The organism is Vibrio celticus, from assembly GCF_024347335.1.
GTDB classification, from domain to species: domain Bacteria; phylum Pseudomonadota; class Gammaproteobacteria; order Enterobacterales; family Vibrionaceae; genus Vibrio; species Vibrio celticus.
In genome coordinates this window covers 2,857,238-2,874,889 of sequence record NZ_AP025463.1, presented here as the reverse complement: position 1 = coordinate 2,874,889, position 17,652 = coordinate 2,857,238, and the positions used below count along the sequence as shown (strand labels likewise).

15 protein-coding genes, 1 other RNA gene and 1 pseudogene are annotated in these 17,652 nt (G+C 42.5%); 5 read left to right on the top strand and 12 right to left on the bottom strand.

Annotated features, from left to right (window positions below):
* Positions 1–63 precede the first annotated feature (63 nt).
* From OCV19_RS12930 to smpB, 9 genes and pseudogenes are all read right to left on the bottom strand, one after another.
* Positions 64–2,187 (bottom strand): hypothetical protein, encoded by a 2,124-nt coding sequence (locus OCV19_RS12930; protein WP_139093606.1) that lies wholly within the window; start codon positions 2,185–2,187, stop codon positions 64–66.
* Entirely contained in the window at positions 2,187–2,810 is a 624-nt protein-coding gene (locus OCV19_RS12925) for a hypothetical protein (RefSeq protein ID WP_065677864.1), read from the bottom strand. The genes OCV19_RS12930 and OCV19_RS12925 overlap by 1 nt, the downstream gene beginning before the upstream one ends.
* 17 nt (positions 2,811–2,827) lie before the next feature.
* Positions 2,828–3,010 carry a hypothetical protein gene (locus OCV19_RS12920; protein WP_139093605.1) on the bottom strand — a complete coding sequence of 61 codons (183 nt, stop codon included), beginning with the start codon at positions 3,008–3,010 and terminating at the stop codon, positions 2,828–2,830.
* A gap of 262 nt (positions 3,011–3,272) precedes the next feature.
* Positions 3,273–3,569 (bottom strand): annotated as a pseudogene (locus tag OCV19_RS12915) (cytosolic protein).
* 457 nt (positions 3,570–4,026) lie between these two features.
* Positions 4,027–5,052: a helicase RepA family protein gene (locus OCV19_RS12910; protein ID WP_240508207.1), complete on the bottom strand. Its 1,026-nt coding sequence runs from the start codon at positions 5,050–5,052 to the stop codon at positions 4,027–4,029.
* 414 nt (positions 5,053–5,466) lie between these two features.
* Positions 5,467–6,711: a site-specific integrase gene (locus tag OCV19_RS12905; protein ID WP_065677863.1), complete on the bottom strand. Its 1,245-nt coding sequence runs from the start codon at positions 6,709–6,711 to the stop codon at positions 5,467–5,469.
* A gap of 245 nt (positions 6,712–6,956) precedes the next feature.
* A complete protein-coding gene (locus OCV19_RS12900; protein ID WP_065677862.1) occupies positions 6,957–8,246 on the bottom strand; it encodes a site-specific integrase in 1,290 nt (429 codons plus the stop codon).
* Positions 8,247–8,342: 96 nt separating this feature from the next.
* Positions 8,343–8,709, bottom strand: a transfer-messenger RNA (tmRNA) gene (ssrA, locus tag OCV19_RS12895).
* Positions 8,710–8,775: 66 nt separating this feature from the next.
* Complete coding sequence (smpB, locus tag OCV19_RS12890) at positions 8,776–9,261, bottom strand: SsrA-binding protein SmpB (protein ID WP_004735156.1); 486 nt, start codon at positions 9,259–9,261, stop codon at positions 8,776–8,778.
* 119 nt (positions 9,262–9,380) lie between these two features.
* Between smpB and OCV19_RS12885 the strand changes: the two genes are divergently transcribed.
* Positions 9,381–9,809 carry an SRPBCC family protein gene (locus OCV19_RS12885; protein ID WP_012603332.1) on the top strand — a complete coding sequence of 143 codons (429 nt, stop codon included), beginning with the start codon at positions 9,381–9,383 and terminating at the stop codon, positions 9,807–9,809.
* Positions 9,810–9,812: 3 nt separating this feature from the next.
* On the top strand, positions 9,813–10,124 hold the full coding sequence (locus tag OCV19_RS12880) for an RnfH family protein (RefSeq protein WP_065677861.1): 312 nt from the start codon (positions 9,813–9,815) through the stop codon (positions 10,122–10,124).
* A 200-nt stretch (positions 10,125–10,324) separates the two neighbouring features.
* Here OCV19_RS12880 and bamE read toward each other — a convergent pair whose 3' ends face one another.
* From bamE to nadK, 3 genes are all read right to left on the bottom strand, one after another.
* Positions 10,325–10,684: an outer membrane protein assembly factor BamE gene (bamE, locus tag OCV19_RS12875; protein WP_004735159.1), complete on the bottom strand. Its 360-nt coding sequence runs from the start codon at positions 10,682–10,684 to the stop codon at positions 10,325–10,327.
* Between the two features lie 167 nt (positions 10,685–10,851).
* The gene (gene recN, locus OCV19_RS12870) at positions 10,852–12,516 is read right to left on the bottom strand and encodes a DNA repair protein RecN (protein WP_017059862.1); all 1,665 of its coding nucleotides are present in this window, start codon (positions 12,514–12,516) and stop codon (positions 10,852–10,854) included.
* Positions 12,517–12,796: 280 nt separating this feature from the next.
* Positions 12,797–13,681 (bottom strand): NAD(+) kinase, encoded by an 885-nt coding sequence (nadK, locus tag OCV19_RS12865; RefSeq protein WP_017066747.1) that lies wholly within the window; start codon positions 13,679–13,681, stop codon positions 12,797–12,799.
* Positions 13,682–13,824: 143 nt separating this feature from the next.
* Between nadK and grpE the strand changes: the two genes are divergently transcribed.
* The 3 genes from grpE (at position 13,825) to OCV19_RS12850 (ending at position 17,364) form a co-directional block, all read left to right on the top strand.
* Positions 13,825–14,406, top strand: a complete 582-nt coding sequence (gene grpE, locus OCV19_RS12860) for a nucleotide exchange factor GrpE (RefSeq protein WP_048615233.1) — start codon at positions 13,825–13,827, stop codon at positions 14,404–14,406.
* Between the two features lie 387 nt (positions 14,407–14,793).
* Positions 14,794–16,068 carry a dicarboxylate/amino acid:cation symporter gene (locus OCV19_RS12855; protein ID WP_017072011.1) on the top strand — a complete coding sequence of 425 codons (1,275 nt, stop codon included), beginning with the start codon at positions 14,794–14,796 and terminating at the stop codon, positions 16,066–16,068.
* A 258-nt stretch (positions 16,069–16,326) separates the two neighbouring features.
* Entirely contained in the window at positions 16,327–17,364 is a 1,038-nt protein-coding gene (locus OCV19_RS12850) for a polysaccharide lyase family 7 protein (protein ID WP_065677860.1), read from the top strand.
* The last annotated feature ends 288 nt before the right edge of the window (positions 17,365–17,652 follow it).

Here is a 17,652-nt window from a genome sequence, read left to right as displayed (position 1 = left end):
ATGAAAGCCCCTTTGTTCTTTGATGAAAATCTTTTGGCCGCCACTTGAAATTAGAATCAACGGCTACTCTGGCCAAAAGTAAGAGTCGAATGCTTTTAGAGGCGCACTGATTGAATCAACAAGATGTGGTAAATGAGCAATGTCATTTAAAAACTGCCCCTGTAAATAAACCACAGGCTGAACGCTAAGCAGCCACTTGTAGGTCCCATAAGCGATCACTGCCGCCTGCGTATCACTCGGTTGACCGAGTAGATAGAAGATTGGTACAAACATTAATGCGGCAAACCATATTGTCTTGATTGACGTTCGTAACAGTAAGTCTCGATTAGCCCAAGGCCAACCGTCGAAAGAAGAAGCCTTATGCGCGAATCCAAACTCGGTTAAACGTATCAATACAGCCCATCCCAATAACCAGTACAAATAATTATCAAGAAGATTAAGAAGTACTTCTACTGAAGGCGACACCGCGTTAACGAAGTTAATCGCAATAGATGTATTTGCAGGCACCATTGGCAGAACCTCAGCATGCCAGCCCAACAAACGAGGCGCGTTTAAGACTAGAAGCAGAATAGCTAACAAAATTAATGTGTTCAGAATAAATTTAGATTCAAGCGCAAATGCCCTTTGGACCATGAAGCCGTTTAACTTGGCTCGGTAAACAGCCTTAATCCCTTTTGATATTGGCGCTTCTCCGCCACCTTGAATTGGACCACGAACTAGGACCATAGACAGTAGTTTCACAACTGAGAACACCGAAAGCACAACCGACAAAACGAGTGCGATACACGGAATCAAAATGGCGCGAAGTGCATTTTTTCCGATCGTTTCAAGCTCTCCTCCGTCTTCGAATGAGGACAACTGCCCCTTAATATTGTCATTCATATGATCGACTTCGGTTTCAATAAAAGCGTCTCTTAACGCAGCATAAAGTTCAGCATCGCCCCAATTGAAGCTAAAGCCAGTGACATAGTAATCCCCCATCGCAGCTTTAGCTTTCTTTTGTATGTCGGCATGCCTTTCGAAGGTTGAGAAACGACGAATGTTTGGCTTCATTGATTTAATGCCAACATCAGATAGCTGATTTCGTAGTGTTTTTTCAAACTCAATTATCGTCAGGTGTTCTAGCCATGCATGCGCCTTAGCTGCTGGGTAAAGTTGAAAAGATCCTTTAGGAAGATCCATTTCTTTTTGCATGCTACGGTTAAGGTCTGAATATCGATTTCTTGCTTGCTCAATGAATCTTTTAGCTGAACCGCGAGTCAAAGCACTGCGACCATTTGTCGTTAGATAGCGTCTGAGTTCTACGAGGCTTCGCTCTACATTTGCTTCGTACTCTCGTTTCACGCGGCGATTGCGCAGCGAATACCCAGCCTTTTCTACCTGAGCTTCAACATCTTTTCTGACATATTCAGTACTTGCTTGTTCATAGAGTTCGCGCCACTTATCATCAATAACAAAGTGCCTTAGGTTACGATCTCGCTCTTTATGTGCTTCTGCGTACTGGCTAAAGGCCTGCTCGATATCTTGCTTGCTACGGTAAAACGTTGGGAGGACGTCTGAATAGAAAATAACGTTGTAACTGTTGCTCGCAATCGATAATAAAATGGATTGAAGCTGATCCATCGCACCTTGTTTGAAGTCTTGATTGTAAAGGAATCCTGCAGAGAGCAGCGATAACATCACTTTCTGCTCAATTTGCTCATCCACAGATTCACTAAACGAAAATGACTTGCTCGCCAGATCTTGGTTATACAGTCCTTTCTTTACGGTGTTGACCAGCACGGCGTCTCTTCGAACTTCTGCGGAACTCGGCTCAATTAGCAATCGTTCGATAGCGGCCTTTTGGCCAAAATAGACCGTAGAAAACACCAATAGGAAAGTAACACTTTGGCCACTCCAACTAATGGGCTTTCTCAATTTGTTCGATAAAATAGAAACAAGGAGTTTTGTAAACAACAAACCTGAACCAAATCCGGATATCAAACGCCCGTAGATTTCTACTCGATGAATGTCGTCCATGTTTGAGGAGGGGTCGATCACCGTTGACGTTAATATTGCATGGAAGCTCGATTCGAAACCGAGATAAGCCAGTAGTGCTAGAACAAATAGCGTTTGCTTGGTCGCAATGTGATTTTTTAGTTTTCCTGTAATCGACTTAAGGGTTGAGTGCGGCATTGTATTTGTCATTACTCACCCGGAAAAACCAAGATAACTTGAGATTTTTGCGCTTCTATCACACCACCTCTTTCGGTTTTCACCCCTTCTTCAACATGGTATGTGCCTTTACTCGACCTAGGTATTAGCCCTTCGGTCCTTTGTTTTGGCGCTTCATTGCTGGGATTACCGCGTTTGTTTGAGCTTGGTGGCTTGGCCTTCGACATCAGGTCATCAAGCCTCTTCTTATTAATGTACTCACGCTCATAACCTTGAATAATAGGAATGTATTTCCCGGCATCGATCGCCCTCATGTAATCCCAGAATGAGTATTCATAAGGAAAAACCTGATCATTGTTGGCTGTATCCGTCGTTTGGTATGCATACATAAAGCAGTATCCTGCTACCTGCTCTTTCATTTCTCTACAGGTTTCAAAGCGCTGTTTTCCGCTTGTATTCAGTTCCGGGATCAGCTCCGCCAAGGTTTTATCGGCAAAGTTCTCAGGAAGATGTTCATACCATTTAGACTGGCTAGGTTGTGTGCTTGCACAACCTGTAAATAAGAATGTGAGAGCCAGAGCTGAATAAAAACGTAGATGTTGACCCAGCGAACACAATTGCGTAATCGCTTTGAACTCAATTGAAGATAAAGTCATTAGAACCCTGCTTGTTACTACCAGCTATTCGGGCTGATAAGATCAGACGCTGTGCCGCCACCCAATGCGTAGAATATCGAGAAAAACGACCACACAACCCCCAACCCGCAACATATGACGACGATGTTCATTATGTCAGTTAATAAAATCCAAGGGTTATCGATAACATCTCGGATGTAGTTTGAAAGTTTACTGATCATCTTACCTCTTACTTATACGTGACTGCTACGTGTAGTCATGGAGTGTGTTGGATTGCATATACTAATGGCTGGCCAAAGAAAATCAAGGGTAAACTGATGATAAATAGCGAATTTTTAACAGTAAGAATGGTCTTTGTTAATGTTATTACACAAGCGTCTAGTGGGGCGTTCAATCCGATCAATTCATTGCCCCGATTGCAAACCATAATGAAGGTTTAGATATCGTAAATATCGGAACAGACACTTGTAAACTGAATAATTTTCACTCCATTCGGGTGATAAAGGTTTGCTCGTCATCCACAAAACCCACCGTAATAGATAAACACTCGACCACGCCCCTCAGCTAGGCAGGTAAACTATGGATTCAAATCTTCTTCGTTATCCGGGCTTTGAAAAGTGCCAGTATAGGTACTTACGCCGTTGAGTGTAGGCAAATATCCATAGGTGCGCTTGGCTTGAACAATCAGGCTCAACTCGTTGGCGTTAGAGAAGCAAGAGGGGATCGCACCAGTTTCTTCGATAAACATAGTTTTCAGGTCTTCAAAGCTGTAATCACCAGCTAGTCGATGCCGTTAACATGATGGATAACAAAGAGTTTCTCGGTAATTCTAATGCGGAGATTTTATCACTATCAGGAGTCATGAAAATCATCCGCAGACATTATTGCCACGCAGCGTGTTGGCAATGTTCTAGAGCTGTTTTTGTAATTCTTGTTGGTGTTGTTGAACCATTATGTGCCTACGGATTTGGTTATGATATTAATTGCCCATATCTTGCCCAAAATCTAGGTTTTTGTCTTTTATCACCTAGCATAATCGCAGTGTGAAAACGCTCTGGATCAGAGAGTTATAAGTAGTTGTGATAGATTGTTAGGAGTAGGGAAGCGGAAGAGTTGAAAGGAATGGTATTTTTGGGGAGAAGGTGAGCCAGTCTTTATCGCTGGCTCAAGCTCTAGGACATTCCGTTCTTTCAGTTTATTGAATAAACGTAAAAAACGGAATCAACGGATACTAAAGTTAGGCTTTGGTGATAAGAGAGTAGACTTTTTTCCGCCCAGTTTTTCCGCCCACCTTAAAATCAATGAGCTTGCCTGAAAGTTTATCAATGATTTCAATGCACTTGTCACGACCGTAGTCGGTATTTTTGACTAAATAGTCTCTTAGCTCGGTCTTGTCTGTTTCGGTACTGCATAATAGTTTTGTAATGAGTGAAACGGCATCTTGATACTGATTGATAAAGTTATAGAACTTGCTCTCTTCGTCACGCAAAAACTTCTCTTTAGAGTAGGTATCAGAGTCGACATTATAGACAGAGTTAACCATGTCGACGTAAGACATACTCTCAGACTTATCATAGGCGTAAGTGAGTTCTAATGCGTTATTACCTCGGAGCTTTTGGTTAGTGAGTTTGATGTACTTCGTTTGTTGTCCAGAGTGATCCATTTTTTCATCTTCAATGTCCATCATGTAGATACAATCGACATCTTCCATGAGATCTGATGTTCCAGAGTAGACAAGATTGTTATTCATATCTCGATTTTTGTTGGTATGGCCTAGGCCGATAAATGTGCCACCTTTGAGAATGAATTCGCTCACTTTGATACCAAATGTACGCATGTTCTTTTTATCCATGGTATCGGCAAACTTTTTCAGTGTATCGACAATGATAACGACATTCTTTGCGTCATTATCGGCAGCCAATCCATCCAAAACACCAAGTAGTGAATGCGATTTGAAGCCGTTGTAGCCGGGAACGAGCGAGTGAACCCCAATACTTGCTAAGATTTCGGTTTTCTCAATAATGCCAGTCTGAGAATCATCAGCATTGACGTAGAAGACAGATAATTTTTTAAGAAGACCAGCGCAATGGGCCTGTTTTAGGTGATGGATTATCAGCAGGGTTTTGCCAGCATTCGGCGGTGCAAACAGGATATTTGATTGCCCCTTGAGGACGAATCGATCAAAAACAAAGGAGCTTTCAGCTACTTCTTGTTTGATTTGTGCTAGGTCTTCGTTAATAGAAAACGCCGTAAGCAATTCCATTGTGTTTGTTTGGATGTTTTTCATTTTAGCTATATGTAATATCAATCTTTAAGAAATGGGCAGCCTCTGAATGAGACCGTTTTTGTGAGGTAGGAAGTAATTTGCTGTATCTCAAACTAAGCCGAGTTCAGCGACTCACCATATCTCTCTGATAATTCCGGACTAGCGAACTTTGTGTGGGAAATCTTTGAAGCCGTTCTCCATCACAAATACCTTGTCTTCACTGTTGATGCTCCACTGAGAGGATAAAAGAAAGGTAGTTGCCATTACGGTCTGTGTAAGCACGTTCTAGCGGGTATTTGGTGCGGATATTGCCGTGAGTGCTGTATGTATACATATTATTTTCCTTTACTTAGGTAATAGTGATCCCTCCCCAGTTTGGGGATAGGATCAAATAGGTTTTTAAATTAAGAATTAAGCGGTGTTTTTTTGCTGCGAATAAGGAAGTACAGAAGCTGTATGTGATGTATCGATCATATTCACAATAGGTGCAAGTAGGCCAGGGTTATATTGGTAGCTATAGGTATCGAATGACTCTGAGTTGTGCTCTAGGCCAATGACAGACTTAACCAGTTCGTTTGATACTTTTGCTAGTTTTTCTGCGTTTTCATGCCCAACGATAGACTCGACAAGTTCCATCGAGACCAACTTTTGTTTCAATTCATTCACAAAATTATGACGAAATGAGTGAGCAGTAAACCCTGTATGTGCTTGGATACCGATCTTTTCACGACGGCGTGAAAACCACTTTGAGGCGTCATGTGAAAAATACCCACTAGTGGGTTTCAGCTCAGAAAACAACTGACCACTCTTTTTCGAATTAACAAATTCAATAAAACCTTTCTTTAACAGTTCATCATGTATAGGGACAAGTCTAGTTACACCTGTTTTTACGCTCTGATCTTCATAGGTTTCACGAATGATGATGCAATAGAACCCGTCAGCGATAACGATATCTTCGACTTCAATCTGGCATAGCTCATTGAGCCTTGCTCCTGTATATCTGAGTAGCAGAGGAATCCAATAGTAATATGGATGTAGGTACTTATGGTTCGTGTAGTCAGAAATTGAAAAAATATCTAGTAAGTGCTGTTCTGTGAAAGGGAAGCGCTTTTTTTCCTTACTGAGCTTTTTAGTCTCCAGCTTGTAAAAAACATTATCAGAAACATAGCCTCGAGCCTTTGCCCAGCTCAAAAAGGTCGACATTTTTTGGAAGTGACCTTTAGCAGTAGCTAATGAAATATAGGCTTTTGGCTCTAATAGAGATTCGTTTTTTGCGATTAGATCAAAACCATCTAACCCACTAAACTCTTTATACTTTTTGGGGTTTTTAGGTCTGTAGCAATAGGCGTGGGCAATTTGTTCTGCGCCCAAGCGATCAAGCTCATTGAGATCTAGAAACCCCATAAAATGGAGAATAATCTTGATTACACTACTATCTTGGTGGATGTTTTTAGGCTTTGATTTTTTGAGCTTAAGACGGTACTTAGTGTATTCATCCAGAATCTCAAAGCATGTCTTACGTTTCACCACCCTTTGAGTTTTGCGAGTTGGACGCTCGAATGTTACCGATTCAGTTCCTGAATTGGTCATGATGTTGTAGTTGTGGACTACTTGCTGTGAAGCATCACTAGCCGAAGATGAAGTCGCTAAATACATTGCTTATCCTTGAATTTACTTAATTAATGTGTCTCCAATTAATGTAAAGATAAGGGATGTAAGCTGTAAATAGGCTAATTGGTGTGTTTAAATTGTTGATTTTAAAGTGTTTTTAAAAATCAATAATTATCTTTCTTATTGTCCTGTTGCAAGTATGTGTTTTACATAGACTCTGTAAAAAACGTTGGGCGTGAATTCACGCCCGAAATTTGAATAAAAATATTATTTGTTGAAATTTCTTAGGTTTATGTCGTTTTATTAACCAATTTTGCTACTGCTTCTGTTTCGATTAAGTCAATCACCTCTTTAAGTTGACTTAGGTCGAGTTCTTTTCCGTAGCGATCGTACGTGATGTTATTCAAGGTATGTCCCAAGATCGCACCTGCGGCAACATGAGAAACTTGTTGGCGTTTGAACTGTGTGGCAACGGTATGACGGAAGGAATGAAAGTCATGGCCTTTTCCAAAACCGAGCTTGGTCTTAAATCGGGCATACCATTTTGAAGCAGCACTACCAAAGCCGTCCCTTGAATCCTTCAGCTCAGGGAATACTCTGTCGTGTTTAACGGAATGAAGGTACTCAATGAAACCGAGTTCTAGTAGTTGTTGGTGAATAGGTATAATTCGACGGCTTGTTAAGTTTTTGAGTTTCTGCCCCTTATATCTGTCATCGATTTGAATAACCCAGATTCCCTCCAGTTGGTAAATGTCTGCTTTGTAGAGCTGGCAAAGCTCATTTTGTCTAGCTCCTGTAAAGTAAGCTAAGAGAGGGAGCCAATAATAGTAGGCGTGTTTGAACTGTCGCTTAGTATGAATCTCGGTACAAAAGATTCTCTGTAAGTCTGTTTTTGTGTATGCGTTTTTTGCTTCACTGTCTCTACGCTGTTTGCGAAAGCGGATTGCCTTAAATGGGTTGATGTCAGTGAATTCGTTCAAGTGGCACCACTCAAAGAATCCCGACGTCTTCTGACAATAGTCTTTTACTGACTCTTCACTGAGAGTGGGCATTTTGAGTTTGTCATTGAGTTTAACTGCCTGCTTGGCTGTCATCCCTTTGAACTGAGGTTTTTTCTTCATATTGACAGGGTACTGTCGTAATAGCTGCACTGCATCTTCAGCATCACGTCTGCGAATTTCCGGAAGATCGGGTTTCCCAAGCAAATCAAGAACGGTTTGACACTTGGCTCTCAGCATTTCAACGGCCTTTGGCGATATATGTTGCGCTTTATAGAGGCAAAAACGCTCTAGCAGTTTTTCTGGGAGAAGTGCCTTTGTTTGTTTTGGTTGTGCTGATAGATGCTGTTTTTTATGGTGAACAGGTTTTACTTGCCTTGAATTGGCGGTGGTAGTTGGAGATGAAATGGTGCGACGAACTTCTATCTCTAGTTCTAATGCTAAGAGAATCGCCTTATCTTTGTTTGATGTTTTCAGCGAACGTTTGACTTCACGAAGTCCATTGAATAGGTGTCGATGTTCAGAGGGGATCTGATATCGGAACTGCCAAATGCCAGATTTGGATATAGATAAATAGCGCATGCTTTAGTACCAAAACGTAGTACAAACAGCCTAATATCGAAGCTTTAGATACAAAAAGGGCGGTAAATCAGTGACTTACCGCCCTTTCCAAACGTTTGGTGGAGCTGGCGGGAGTTGAACCCGCGTCCAAAAATCATTCATCATTGGTACTACATGCTTAGTCGATCTTTAATTTCACCAGCAACCTGCGAACCGACACGCTAGTTAAAGGCTAACCTGAATTATAATTCGCGCTTTTCCTCTCAGGTGGGAGAAGCCACGCTAGCTAGTTTGGGTTTGATCTCTTATTGGTCCCCGTCTTACGAGCGGAAGCTAGGGTAAGAGAGCTCTGAGCAGGTTATTAAGCTGCTAGTGCGTAGTTTTCGTCGTTTGCGACTATTTTTTTGCGGCTTTTAACGTGGCCAACCGCCCCACGGCATGCACCTCAGACTTCAAAATTCCTGTCGAATCCTAAATCAGCCCCAAGTGTTATTTGCATAGTACCAGAAAAGCTTACCCTGTCTAGCACTGTGCGTTTAAGTGCTTAAAATTAACGCAAATTACTCTTCATAATTCGTGCTTTATCTCTCGCCCAATCTTTTTCTTTCATATCAGTACGTTTATCGTGCAGCTTTTTACCTTTCGCTACGCCAACTTTAATCTTCGCCCAAGAGCGAGACCAGTAAAGTGCGGTTGCGACAAGTGTCATGCCTTCACGGTTAATACGACCGATAAGGTTATCGAGTTCTTTTCTCGACATCAGGAGTTTACGGATACGTGTTGGGTTCGCCACGATATGAGTACTCGCTTGAGTAAGCGGAGTGATCGTCATACCACTGATGAATGCTTCGCCATCTCGGATGTAAACGTAGCTTTCTGCGATATTGGTTTTGCCTTCACGTAGGGATTTTACTTCCCAGCCTTGTAGCTCAAGCCCCGCTTCTATCTCATCATCGATGAAATATTCGTGGCGAGCTTTCTTATTAAGCGCAATGGTATTACTACCGGCTTTTGATTTTGATTTATTCTTTGCCATAATGGCCTCATTATACGGATTGCGCCCTAGTTGGGGAATCCTTTTTATTTGCGCTCTGGCCCAATACAATTAAAATTGCAGTTTGTGTTAATGTAACGCTGTCTTTAACAGGAGTCTATATGCCAAAGGTTACTCGTTCAGCATTAGTGTCGTTTAGTGCCGACCAGATGTTCAGCTTGGTCAATGATGTTGCTCGTTATCATGAGTTTTTGCCAGGGTGTTCTGGTTCACGTGTGATCGAATCTTCAGATTCAGCTATGGTGGCTTCGGTTGATGTATCTAAAGCCGGTATCAGCAAAACATTTACTACGTCTAACCGCTTAGCGGATGGCGCTGAGATCTTGATGGAGCTGGTGGATGGCCCATTTAAGAAACTGCAGGGTGGTTGGTATTTCACTCCGCTCGACGATCAAGCGTGTAAGGTTGAGCTTAAGTTGGAGTTTGAATTCTCTAGCCGAATGATCGAAATGGCATTTGGTAAGGTTTTCAATGAGCTGACGAGCAATATGGTCAGTGCTTTTACTCAACGCGCGAAACAGGTTTACTAAGCCATGACTATTGAATCAGATATGATCCACGTAGAGGTTGTGTTTGCACTTCCGCACGAGCAGCGTGTGTTTACCTTGATAGTGAACAAGAACGCAACCGTTGAAGAGATTATTGCGCAGTCTGGCGTTTTGGATCTGTATCCAGAGATCGACTTAGCGAAAAATAAGGTTGGCGTGTTCAGTCGTAACGTTAAGCTTGATGCGACGGTTCGCGATAAAGATCGTATCGAAATCTACCGCGCATTGTTGGCTGATCCAAAAGAGATTCGTCGTAAGCGCGCTGAACAAGCAAAAGCGGCCGCAGCTAAATCGTAATGCTAAACAAGTTTGACTAAGAAGAGAGCTCGCTATATTGGCGAGCTTTTTTGTGCCTGCGGATTAGACAACGGACCTAATTTGTTAGCAGATATTAAAAAGCCTGCTCATTTGAGCAGGCTTTTGCGATTCTGGCTCTGTCGACCGATAGCTTTATCGGCTGAGAGCTTTGTTGACTGGAAAGCTTTGTTGGTAGAAAGCTAGCGAAGGCTTTCGAAGAACTCATCACTGGCTTCAAAATCACCATTGATCGTTACTAGAGTGCCAGTGGCATCAAAGTTCACGACTAGGTTTTTCTGAATCGGGTCTTCATGGCCTTTTTGGTGGTGGTAAATGTAGTACCACGTATCTGGGTAGCCATTTTCGATAAGCATAGGTGAGCCCATAACGTAACGAACTTGTGTTTTTGTCATGCCAAACTTGAGCTGATCGACAGCTTCCTGTTCAACATAGTTACCCTGATTGATGTCAATTCGATAAACCAACTTCTCTAATAGAGAGCAACCGGTCAACATTGTTAGTGCAAGTGGAACTGCAACTAACCACTTTTTAATTCGCATAGTTTGAGATCTTTCTTCGCTAAAATACTGCCTGATAATAAACAAGCTCCAGCAAGAAGTAAAAAGCTCCTTGCGCTTTGAGCTTGTTATGACTGGCAATTTTGAATTAAGTTGCAAAATTGCCAAGATTCTTCGGTAAATTATCAGAAAGTTGCTGAATATGTAACCTAAGCTGCGATTAATAACTCTTTTGCGTTGGCAAGCGTCGATTCGGTAATCTGGCTGCCACCAAGCAGTCGAGCAAGCTCTGAAACGCGTTGTTGCTCATCAAGCGTGTGCATTTGAGTTTCGGTTTTACCTGATTTCGTGTTCTTCGCTACAAAAAGTTGTTGGTGACCGCAACCGGCAACTTGAGGTAAGTGAGTCACACACATCACCTGCGTAGATTCCCCCAGCTTACGTAGCATTTTTCCGACAACCGCAGCGGTTGGTCCACTGATACCTACATCGACTTCATCGAAAATCAGGCTTGGTGTGTCCACTTTTTGCGCTGTGATCACCTGAATCGCTAATGAAATTCGTGATAACTCACCACCAGAGGCCACTTTCGCAATCGGCTGCATTGGTTGGCCTGGGTTGGTCGAAACAATGAAGGTCACGTTATCCATACCCAATGGAGAAGGGTGTGTGTTGGTGTTGTTCACTTCAATGGCAAACTGCGCTTTTTCCATGCTCAGTTCGTGCATGCTTTGCGTGATCAGCTTGTTGAGCTCTTTTGCGTAACGAGTTCGAGATTTATGAAGCTTCTCGGATTTCGCAACGAACGACTGGTATTGGTTTTCTACCTCGTTTGCCAGTTCTTCCAATTTTTCATCAGAGCAATCAAGCGCTTCAACTTGTTGTAGCAAGTCTTGATGGTGCTTATACAGTTCTTCAGGTAACACGTGGTGTTTACGAGACATCGACATCACTTTAGAGAAGCGCTCCTCAACGTAAGCCATACGACCGGGATCAACATCAATGCTGTCTAGGTATGTTCTTAACTCGTTGTTGGTCTCTTCAATCTGAATAATGGCTTCAGAAAGTAAATTCGGTAACTCAGCCAGTCTTTCATCTAGCTCAGCTAACTGAATTAAGGAGTTATTGGCCGATTGCAGAATACCAAGCGCATTAACTTCTTCGCCTTCATAAATAAGCTCGATAGCTTGCTGACAGGTTGTGGCCAGTTCTCCGCTATTGGAGAGGCGCTTATGCTCTTGTTCGAGGTCTTCATATTCTTCCTCCCCAATAGACAGCTCATTTAACTCTTTGATTTGGTATTCAAGAAGTTGTTTTTGAGCTTGGTTTTGCTGGCTATTTTCACGTAACTCTTTTAAGTGGTTATCCGCTTGTCGCCACGCTTGATAAGCATTACGTGTCGATTTCAATAGGTTCAAGTGGCCTGCGTATTGATCAAGCATGGCCATTTGGTAATCGCTTTTCATCAACTGGTGATGCGCGTGTTGACCATGGATGTTGATCAGCAGTTGTCCTAGCGATTTCAATTGCGAAAGAGGGACAGGGCTACCGTTGATGAATGCACGAGAACGACCTTCTTTTGAGATGGTTCTGCGCAGGATGCACTCACTGCCATCAAGTAGTTCGTTGTCTTCTAACCAGCGGGTAGCATGCAGATTGTTCTCAAGTAAAAAAGCGGCACTGACTTCGGTTTTTTCTTCACCTTGTCGAACCATTCCTGCATCGGATCTTCCTCCAAGGCATAAGCCTAAAGCATCGATAGCGATAGATTTACCCGCACCAGTTTCCCCGGTGATTGTTGTCATGCCTTTAGAGAGTTCTAGCTGTAAAGACTTAACAATAGCGAAATTATTAACACTTAAATGAGCCAGCATTTTTATTTACCTGTATAACTGAATAATACTGTATATAAGCTCAGTATATACTGTTTCTTTATACAGTAAAGTCGACAGGTGAAAATTTTTTGTGACAGCTCTCAGAATTGAGCTTGTCTGTAGATCACTGAAACCGCTATAGATTCCCAACTCAGTCGTCCCTCCCTCTTGGGAATGACGGTGTGGTGGATTGGTATAAAGGTAGAGATTGTGGGCTTCTAATCGGCAATAAAAAAGGCTGACGAATGTCGTCAGCCTTTTAAAATAGTTCGCTTTTCACTTAGAACAGCTTACTCGACCAGCCTAGCTTGTTACGTAGGACGTGGTAGTAGTTGTAGTCTTTAGGGTGGATCAGTTTGAGCACATTTGGGCTTTGGTAAATGTGGATCTCATCGCCAGGAGAAACAGGCAGTGAGATTTGACCATCGCAGCTTACTTCCTGAGTTCCGCGGTTATCAGGCGATACGATAAGCTTAATACGACGCTTGCCATCCACCACAAGTGGGCGGCTTGAAAGGGTGTGCGGGAACATTGGCACGAGTGAAATTGCATTTAGACTTGATGACAGGATAGGGCCGCCGCCAGAAAGCGAGTAGGCGGTAGAACCTGTCGGTGTTGAGACGATTAAGCCATCAGAGCGCTGTGAGAAGGCGAAGCTGTCATCGATATACACTTCGAACTCGATCATGTGAGCAACTTGTCCGGGGTGCAGTACAGCCTCATTAAGGGCTGCATTGTGGCTTTTTATCTGGCCGTGACGATGAATTTCCGTTTCAAGTAGGAAGCGCTCTTCTTCCATGAACTCGCCTTTGAGTACATCAGTAAGCGCGCTCTGGAAGTTTTCAGGGTTAAGATCTGTGAGGAAACCAAGGTTGCCTCGGTTAACACCAATCACTGAAATGTCGAAACGTGACAAGATTCTAGCGGCACCGAGCATATTTCCGTCACCACCGACCACAATAGCGAGATCGGCGCGTTTACCTAATTCAATCAGGCTAGAAAAATGTTCTTTTGGTATGTCGTCCAAAATAGTGGCGAGTCTGTCATCAACAAACACTTGATAACCCTCAGCACTTAACCACTGATAGAGCTCTCTATGAGTCTGAATTGCTTGCTGATCTCGAGGTTTACCGATAATGGCGATGACTTCAAATGGCTTTTTCATAACGTTTCCAAACGAATTAGGCTTGAATCAAAATTCTTCATCCCCATAATAAAGGCAAGTTGAACGTCTATGCGAGTGTTTTATATCAATTTGGGGCGCAAACACGCCTGTCACTTGTATTGAAAACGAATTCTGGAGATATCATGAGCAACGAAGAAAACAAAGTAACCGAAGCAGAGCTAGATCAGATCATCGCTGAAGCTGAGAAAGTTGAAGAAGCTGAACTGAATGAAGACGCTGCTGATGAGCAGGAAGCAAAAATCGCTCAACTGGAAGCTGCACTGCTTTCTAGTGAATCTAAAGTGAAAGAGCAGCAAGATTCTGTTCTTCGCGCGAAAGCTGAAGTTGAAAACATGCGTCGCCGTAGCGAACAAGAAATTGATAAAGCGCGTAAATTCGCTTTGAACAAGTTTGCTGAAGGTCTGCTTCCTGTAATCGACAACCTAGAGCGTGCAATGCAAGCGGCGGACGCTGAAAACGAAGTGGTTAAGCCACTGTTTGAAGGTGTTGAGCTAACGCACAAAACGTTCGTAGACACAGTTGCTAAGTTTGGTCTTAAAGAGATCAACCCTGAAGGTGAAGCGTTCAACCCTGAATTCCACCAAGCGATGTCTATTCAAGAAAGCCCAGATCACGAATCAAACACGGTTATGTTTGTGATGCAAAAAGGCTATGAACTAAACGGTCGTGTGGTTCGCCCAGCGATGGTTATGGTTGCTAAGTAATGACGAATTACGTTGCCAAGTGATTGACTGGCGCATTGACTGAGTTGGTCACAGCGACAAAATAAATCACTGGTTTACGTAAAATAAAAAGAGAGGCATAGGCCTCTCTTTTTTGTGCCTATAACTTGAGAGTCCACGTAAATAAGCATCAAAACCGCATTAAGAATGTCGTTCTTTTTATTTCATTCAGATCAGCAATTTAGAGTTTTGTGTTATGAAACTTGTTGTGATTGAGTAAATGTTTTGATGTCACATTTGTGATGTTTTTGTAAATAAATACTTTTAATTGTTATCTTTGTATGTAAAATCCACTGCCATATAGCGATTTTGGTCGCATATATAACTATAAAAGTACAAATTTTAAACACAACAAACTGGAGAAGAACGATGGATAAATCGCTCTCAAGTAAAATTTTTGTAGGCTTGTTCGCCGGTCTACTTATTGGTACTGCTATTCAGTACCTATTCAGCGGTATTGCTATTTTTGATACGTATCTACTTGGCGCTGCCGAAGGTGCTGGTGGTATGTTCGTATCACTTATCAAATTGCTTGTAGTTCCTCTTGTGTACGTATCTATTGTTTGCGGTATTGTTGAGCTAAAAGATATTCGTTCATTTGGTCGTCTTGGTGGTAAAACCTTTGGTCTTTACATTATTAACACCATCATCGCGATTTCAGCAGCGCTAACGATTGGTCTTATTTTCCAACCAGGTGCAGGTGCGAACCTTGCGGGTACGGTTTCTGAGACAATTGCGCTTACAACAACTGAAACACCAGACATCTTCTCTCTTGTTGTTAACATCGTTCCTAGCAACCCTGTAGAAGCGTTTGCAAGCGGCGACATGCTACAAATTATCTTCATGGCAATTTTGACAGGTCTTGCTATTCAAGCGCTTGATTCTCGTGGTGGCCCAGCTATCAAGACATTCAAGATGGCTAACGAAATCATGATGAAGCTTATCGGCCTTGTAATGAGCTTGGCGCCTTACGGTGTATTTGCTCTGATGATTCAACTGGGCGCAACACTGGATGCAGACACGCTAATGTCAGTTGCTGGCTATGTGGCGCTTGTGGTTGCAATGCTTGTGTTCTGGATTTTCTTCTTCTACCCAATGATGGTGGGTTCATTCACTGGTATTTCTCCAAAGCAGTTCCTACGTGCAACGCGTGAGCAAGTTCTATTCTCACTATCTACAGCAAGTTCGAATGCAACAATCCCAGTAACAATGCGTACTCTTACTGACAAACTAAACGTATCTAAGTCAGTAGCTGGTTTCGGTGTACCACTGGGTGCAACAATGAACATGTCTGGTGTATCTATCTACATCGCACTAGCAACTATGTTCGTAGCAAACGCATTCGGTCAGCCAATCAACACTGCTGACATCTTCACTCTAGGTCTAACTATCTTGCTACTGTCTATCGGTGCTGGTGGTGTTCCTGGTGGCGGTGTTGTGATGGTAGGTGTTCTATTGCACCAACTAGGTTTGCCACCAGAAGGTCTAGCGATTGTTGCTGCTGTTGACCGTATCTGTGACATGTTCTGTACCTCTTCAAATGTAGTCGGTGATACAGCGGTGAACACTATCGTTGCTAAATCTGAAAACGAAATTGGCGTTGAAGCTAACGAAGAAGCTGAGCTAAAGAAAGCAGAAGCTTAATTCTTAATTAAGACTCGATAATTGCGAAGCCCCGCTCAACCAGAGCGGGGCTTTTTTATTTCTGCTGTTCGGTACTTTCGGCTGTCTGCTGCTGAGTTAAAAGAGGGGGCTGTGTTGGTGCGAAGTCTCATTTTTTCTTTTTACTCGCGCTGAATTGGTCATCAGTTTTCAATATTTAATATAGATCACATATAATAATACAATATTATTTTATTGTTCTGGCAACCTACATTATGACGACATAAAGGAAACCAAATAATGAAGTTGTCTTACCTTAGCCTACTGACTGCTAGCCTCTTAGCGGCTCCCGCTCTTGCTTCTAATCACGATATTGGTCAACAGTTCAATCTTGATCCAGCAAAAGCACCTGCACAAAACTTCGATTTATCTAAATGGAAAATTAACCTACCGGAGCTAACAACAGAAGGCTCTAGAAAAGGCAAAACATTGGAGATCGGTAAGCAAGAATTGTCGAATGTAGACACGCCTTACGTTCATCCTAAATGGTTCTACACCGATGCAGGATCTGGTGCGATGGTGTTTGTGGCTCCGAATACGGCACCAACGACACCAAATAGTAAGAATACGCGTAGTGAGCTAAGAGCGATGCTGGCAGACAGCTACTCGGCGCCGAGCAACAACTTCGCGATTTCAAGCCATAAGAACGCAGAAGAGTTTGGTTCTATCGGTGGTCAAATGACGGCAACACTTTCTGTTGATCAGGTGAGTACCAGCGGTAGCTACAAAAAAACAGGCGCATTCTCGGTAGTGATCGGCCAAATTCATGGTTCAGACAATGAGCCACTGAAAATTGTTTACCGCAAGTTGCCAGAACATGAGCATGGTTCGTTAACGTGGAACTATGAGTTAAACCCGCCGACAGAGATGAAAAACGCGAAGGATGAAAACGGAAAGAAACTTCGTAAAGACATTCGCCATGATGTATTTGGTCAATACAATCTGAAAAAAGGCAGCTCGGATCCTGCTGATGGTATCAAGCTAGGTGAAGTGTTCTCATACGATGTGAATATCAAAGATAACATCATGCACTTAACATTTACTAAGAATCCAAACTCAGCCGATCCTATTGTGAAGACGTATGATGTTGATTTGGCTAAGGGTAAATATCAGGGGCATGATATCGACCTTGGTTATGGACAGGACTGGATGTACTTCAAGGCGGGCGCATACAATCAATGCAACACTAAGAAATCGAGCTCAGCCTGTGAATGGCGTGGTATGGAAGCGGGTGATTACACTCAAGCGAGCTTCTACCAGTTAGTGCTTAATCAATAACATGGCTGAATCAGTAATCATTTGAATAATATTTAACTGATTAATATCTATTTGAAAAAGACCTTCTACATGAAGGTCTTTTTTTATGGCATCTGGAATAGGGTTGAGGTTTCAATGTGGGGACAAATGCGAGACTTTCTCAACATCGGAGCCTTAATTGGCAAGGGATCGGTCACTTTTTACCTTTATGTAAAAAGATACGGGAAAAAATAGATTTTTTTTACTTATTCCCTTGAAAACCAGTTTGCAGCCCTTATCTATGGTGCATACGAAAGCAAATTACATTTG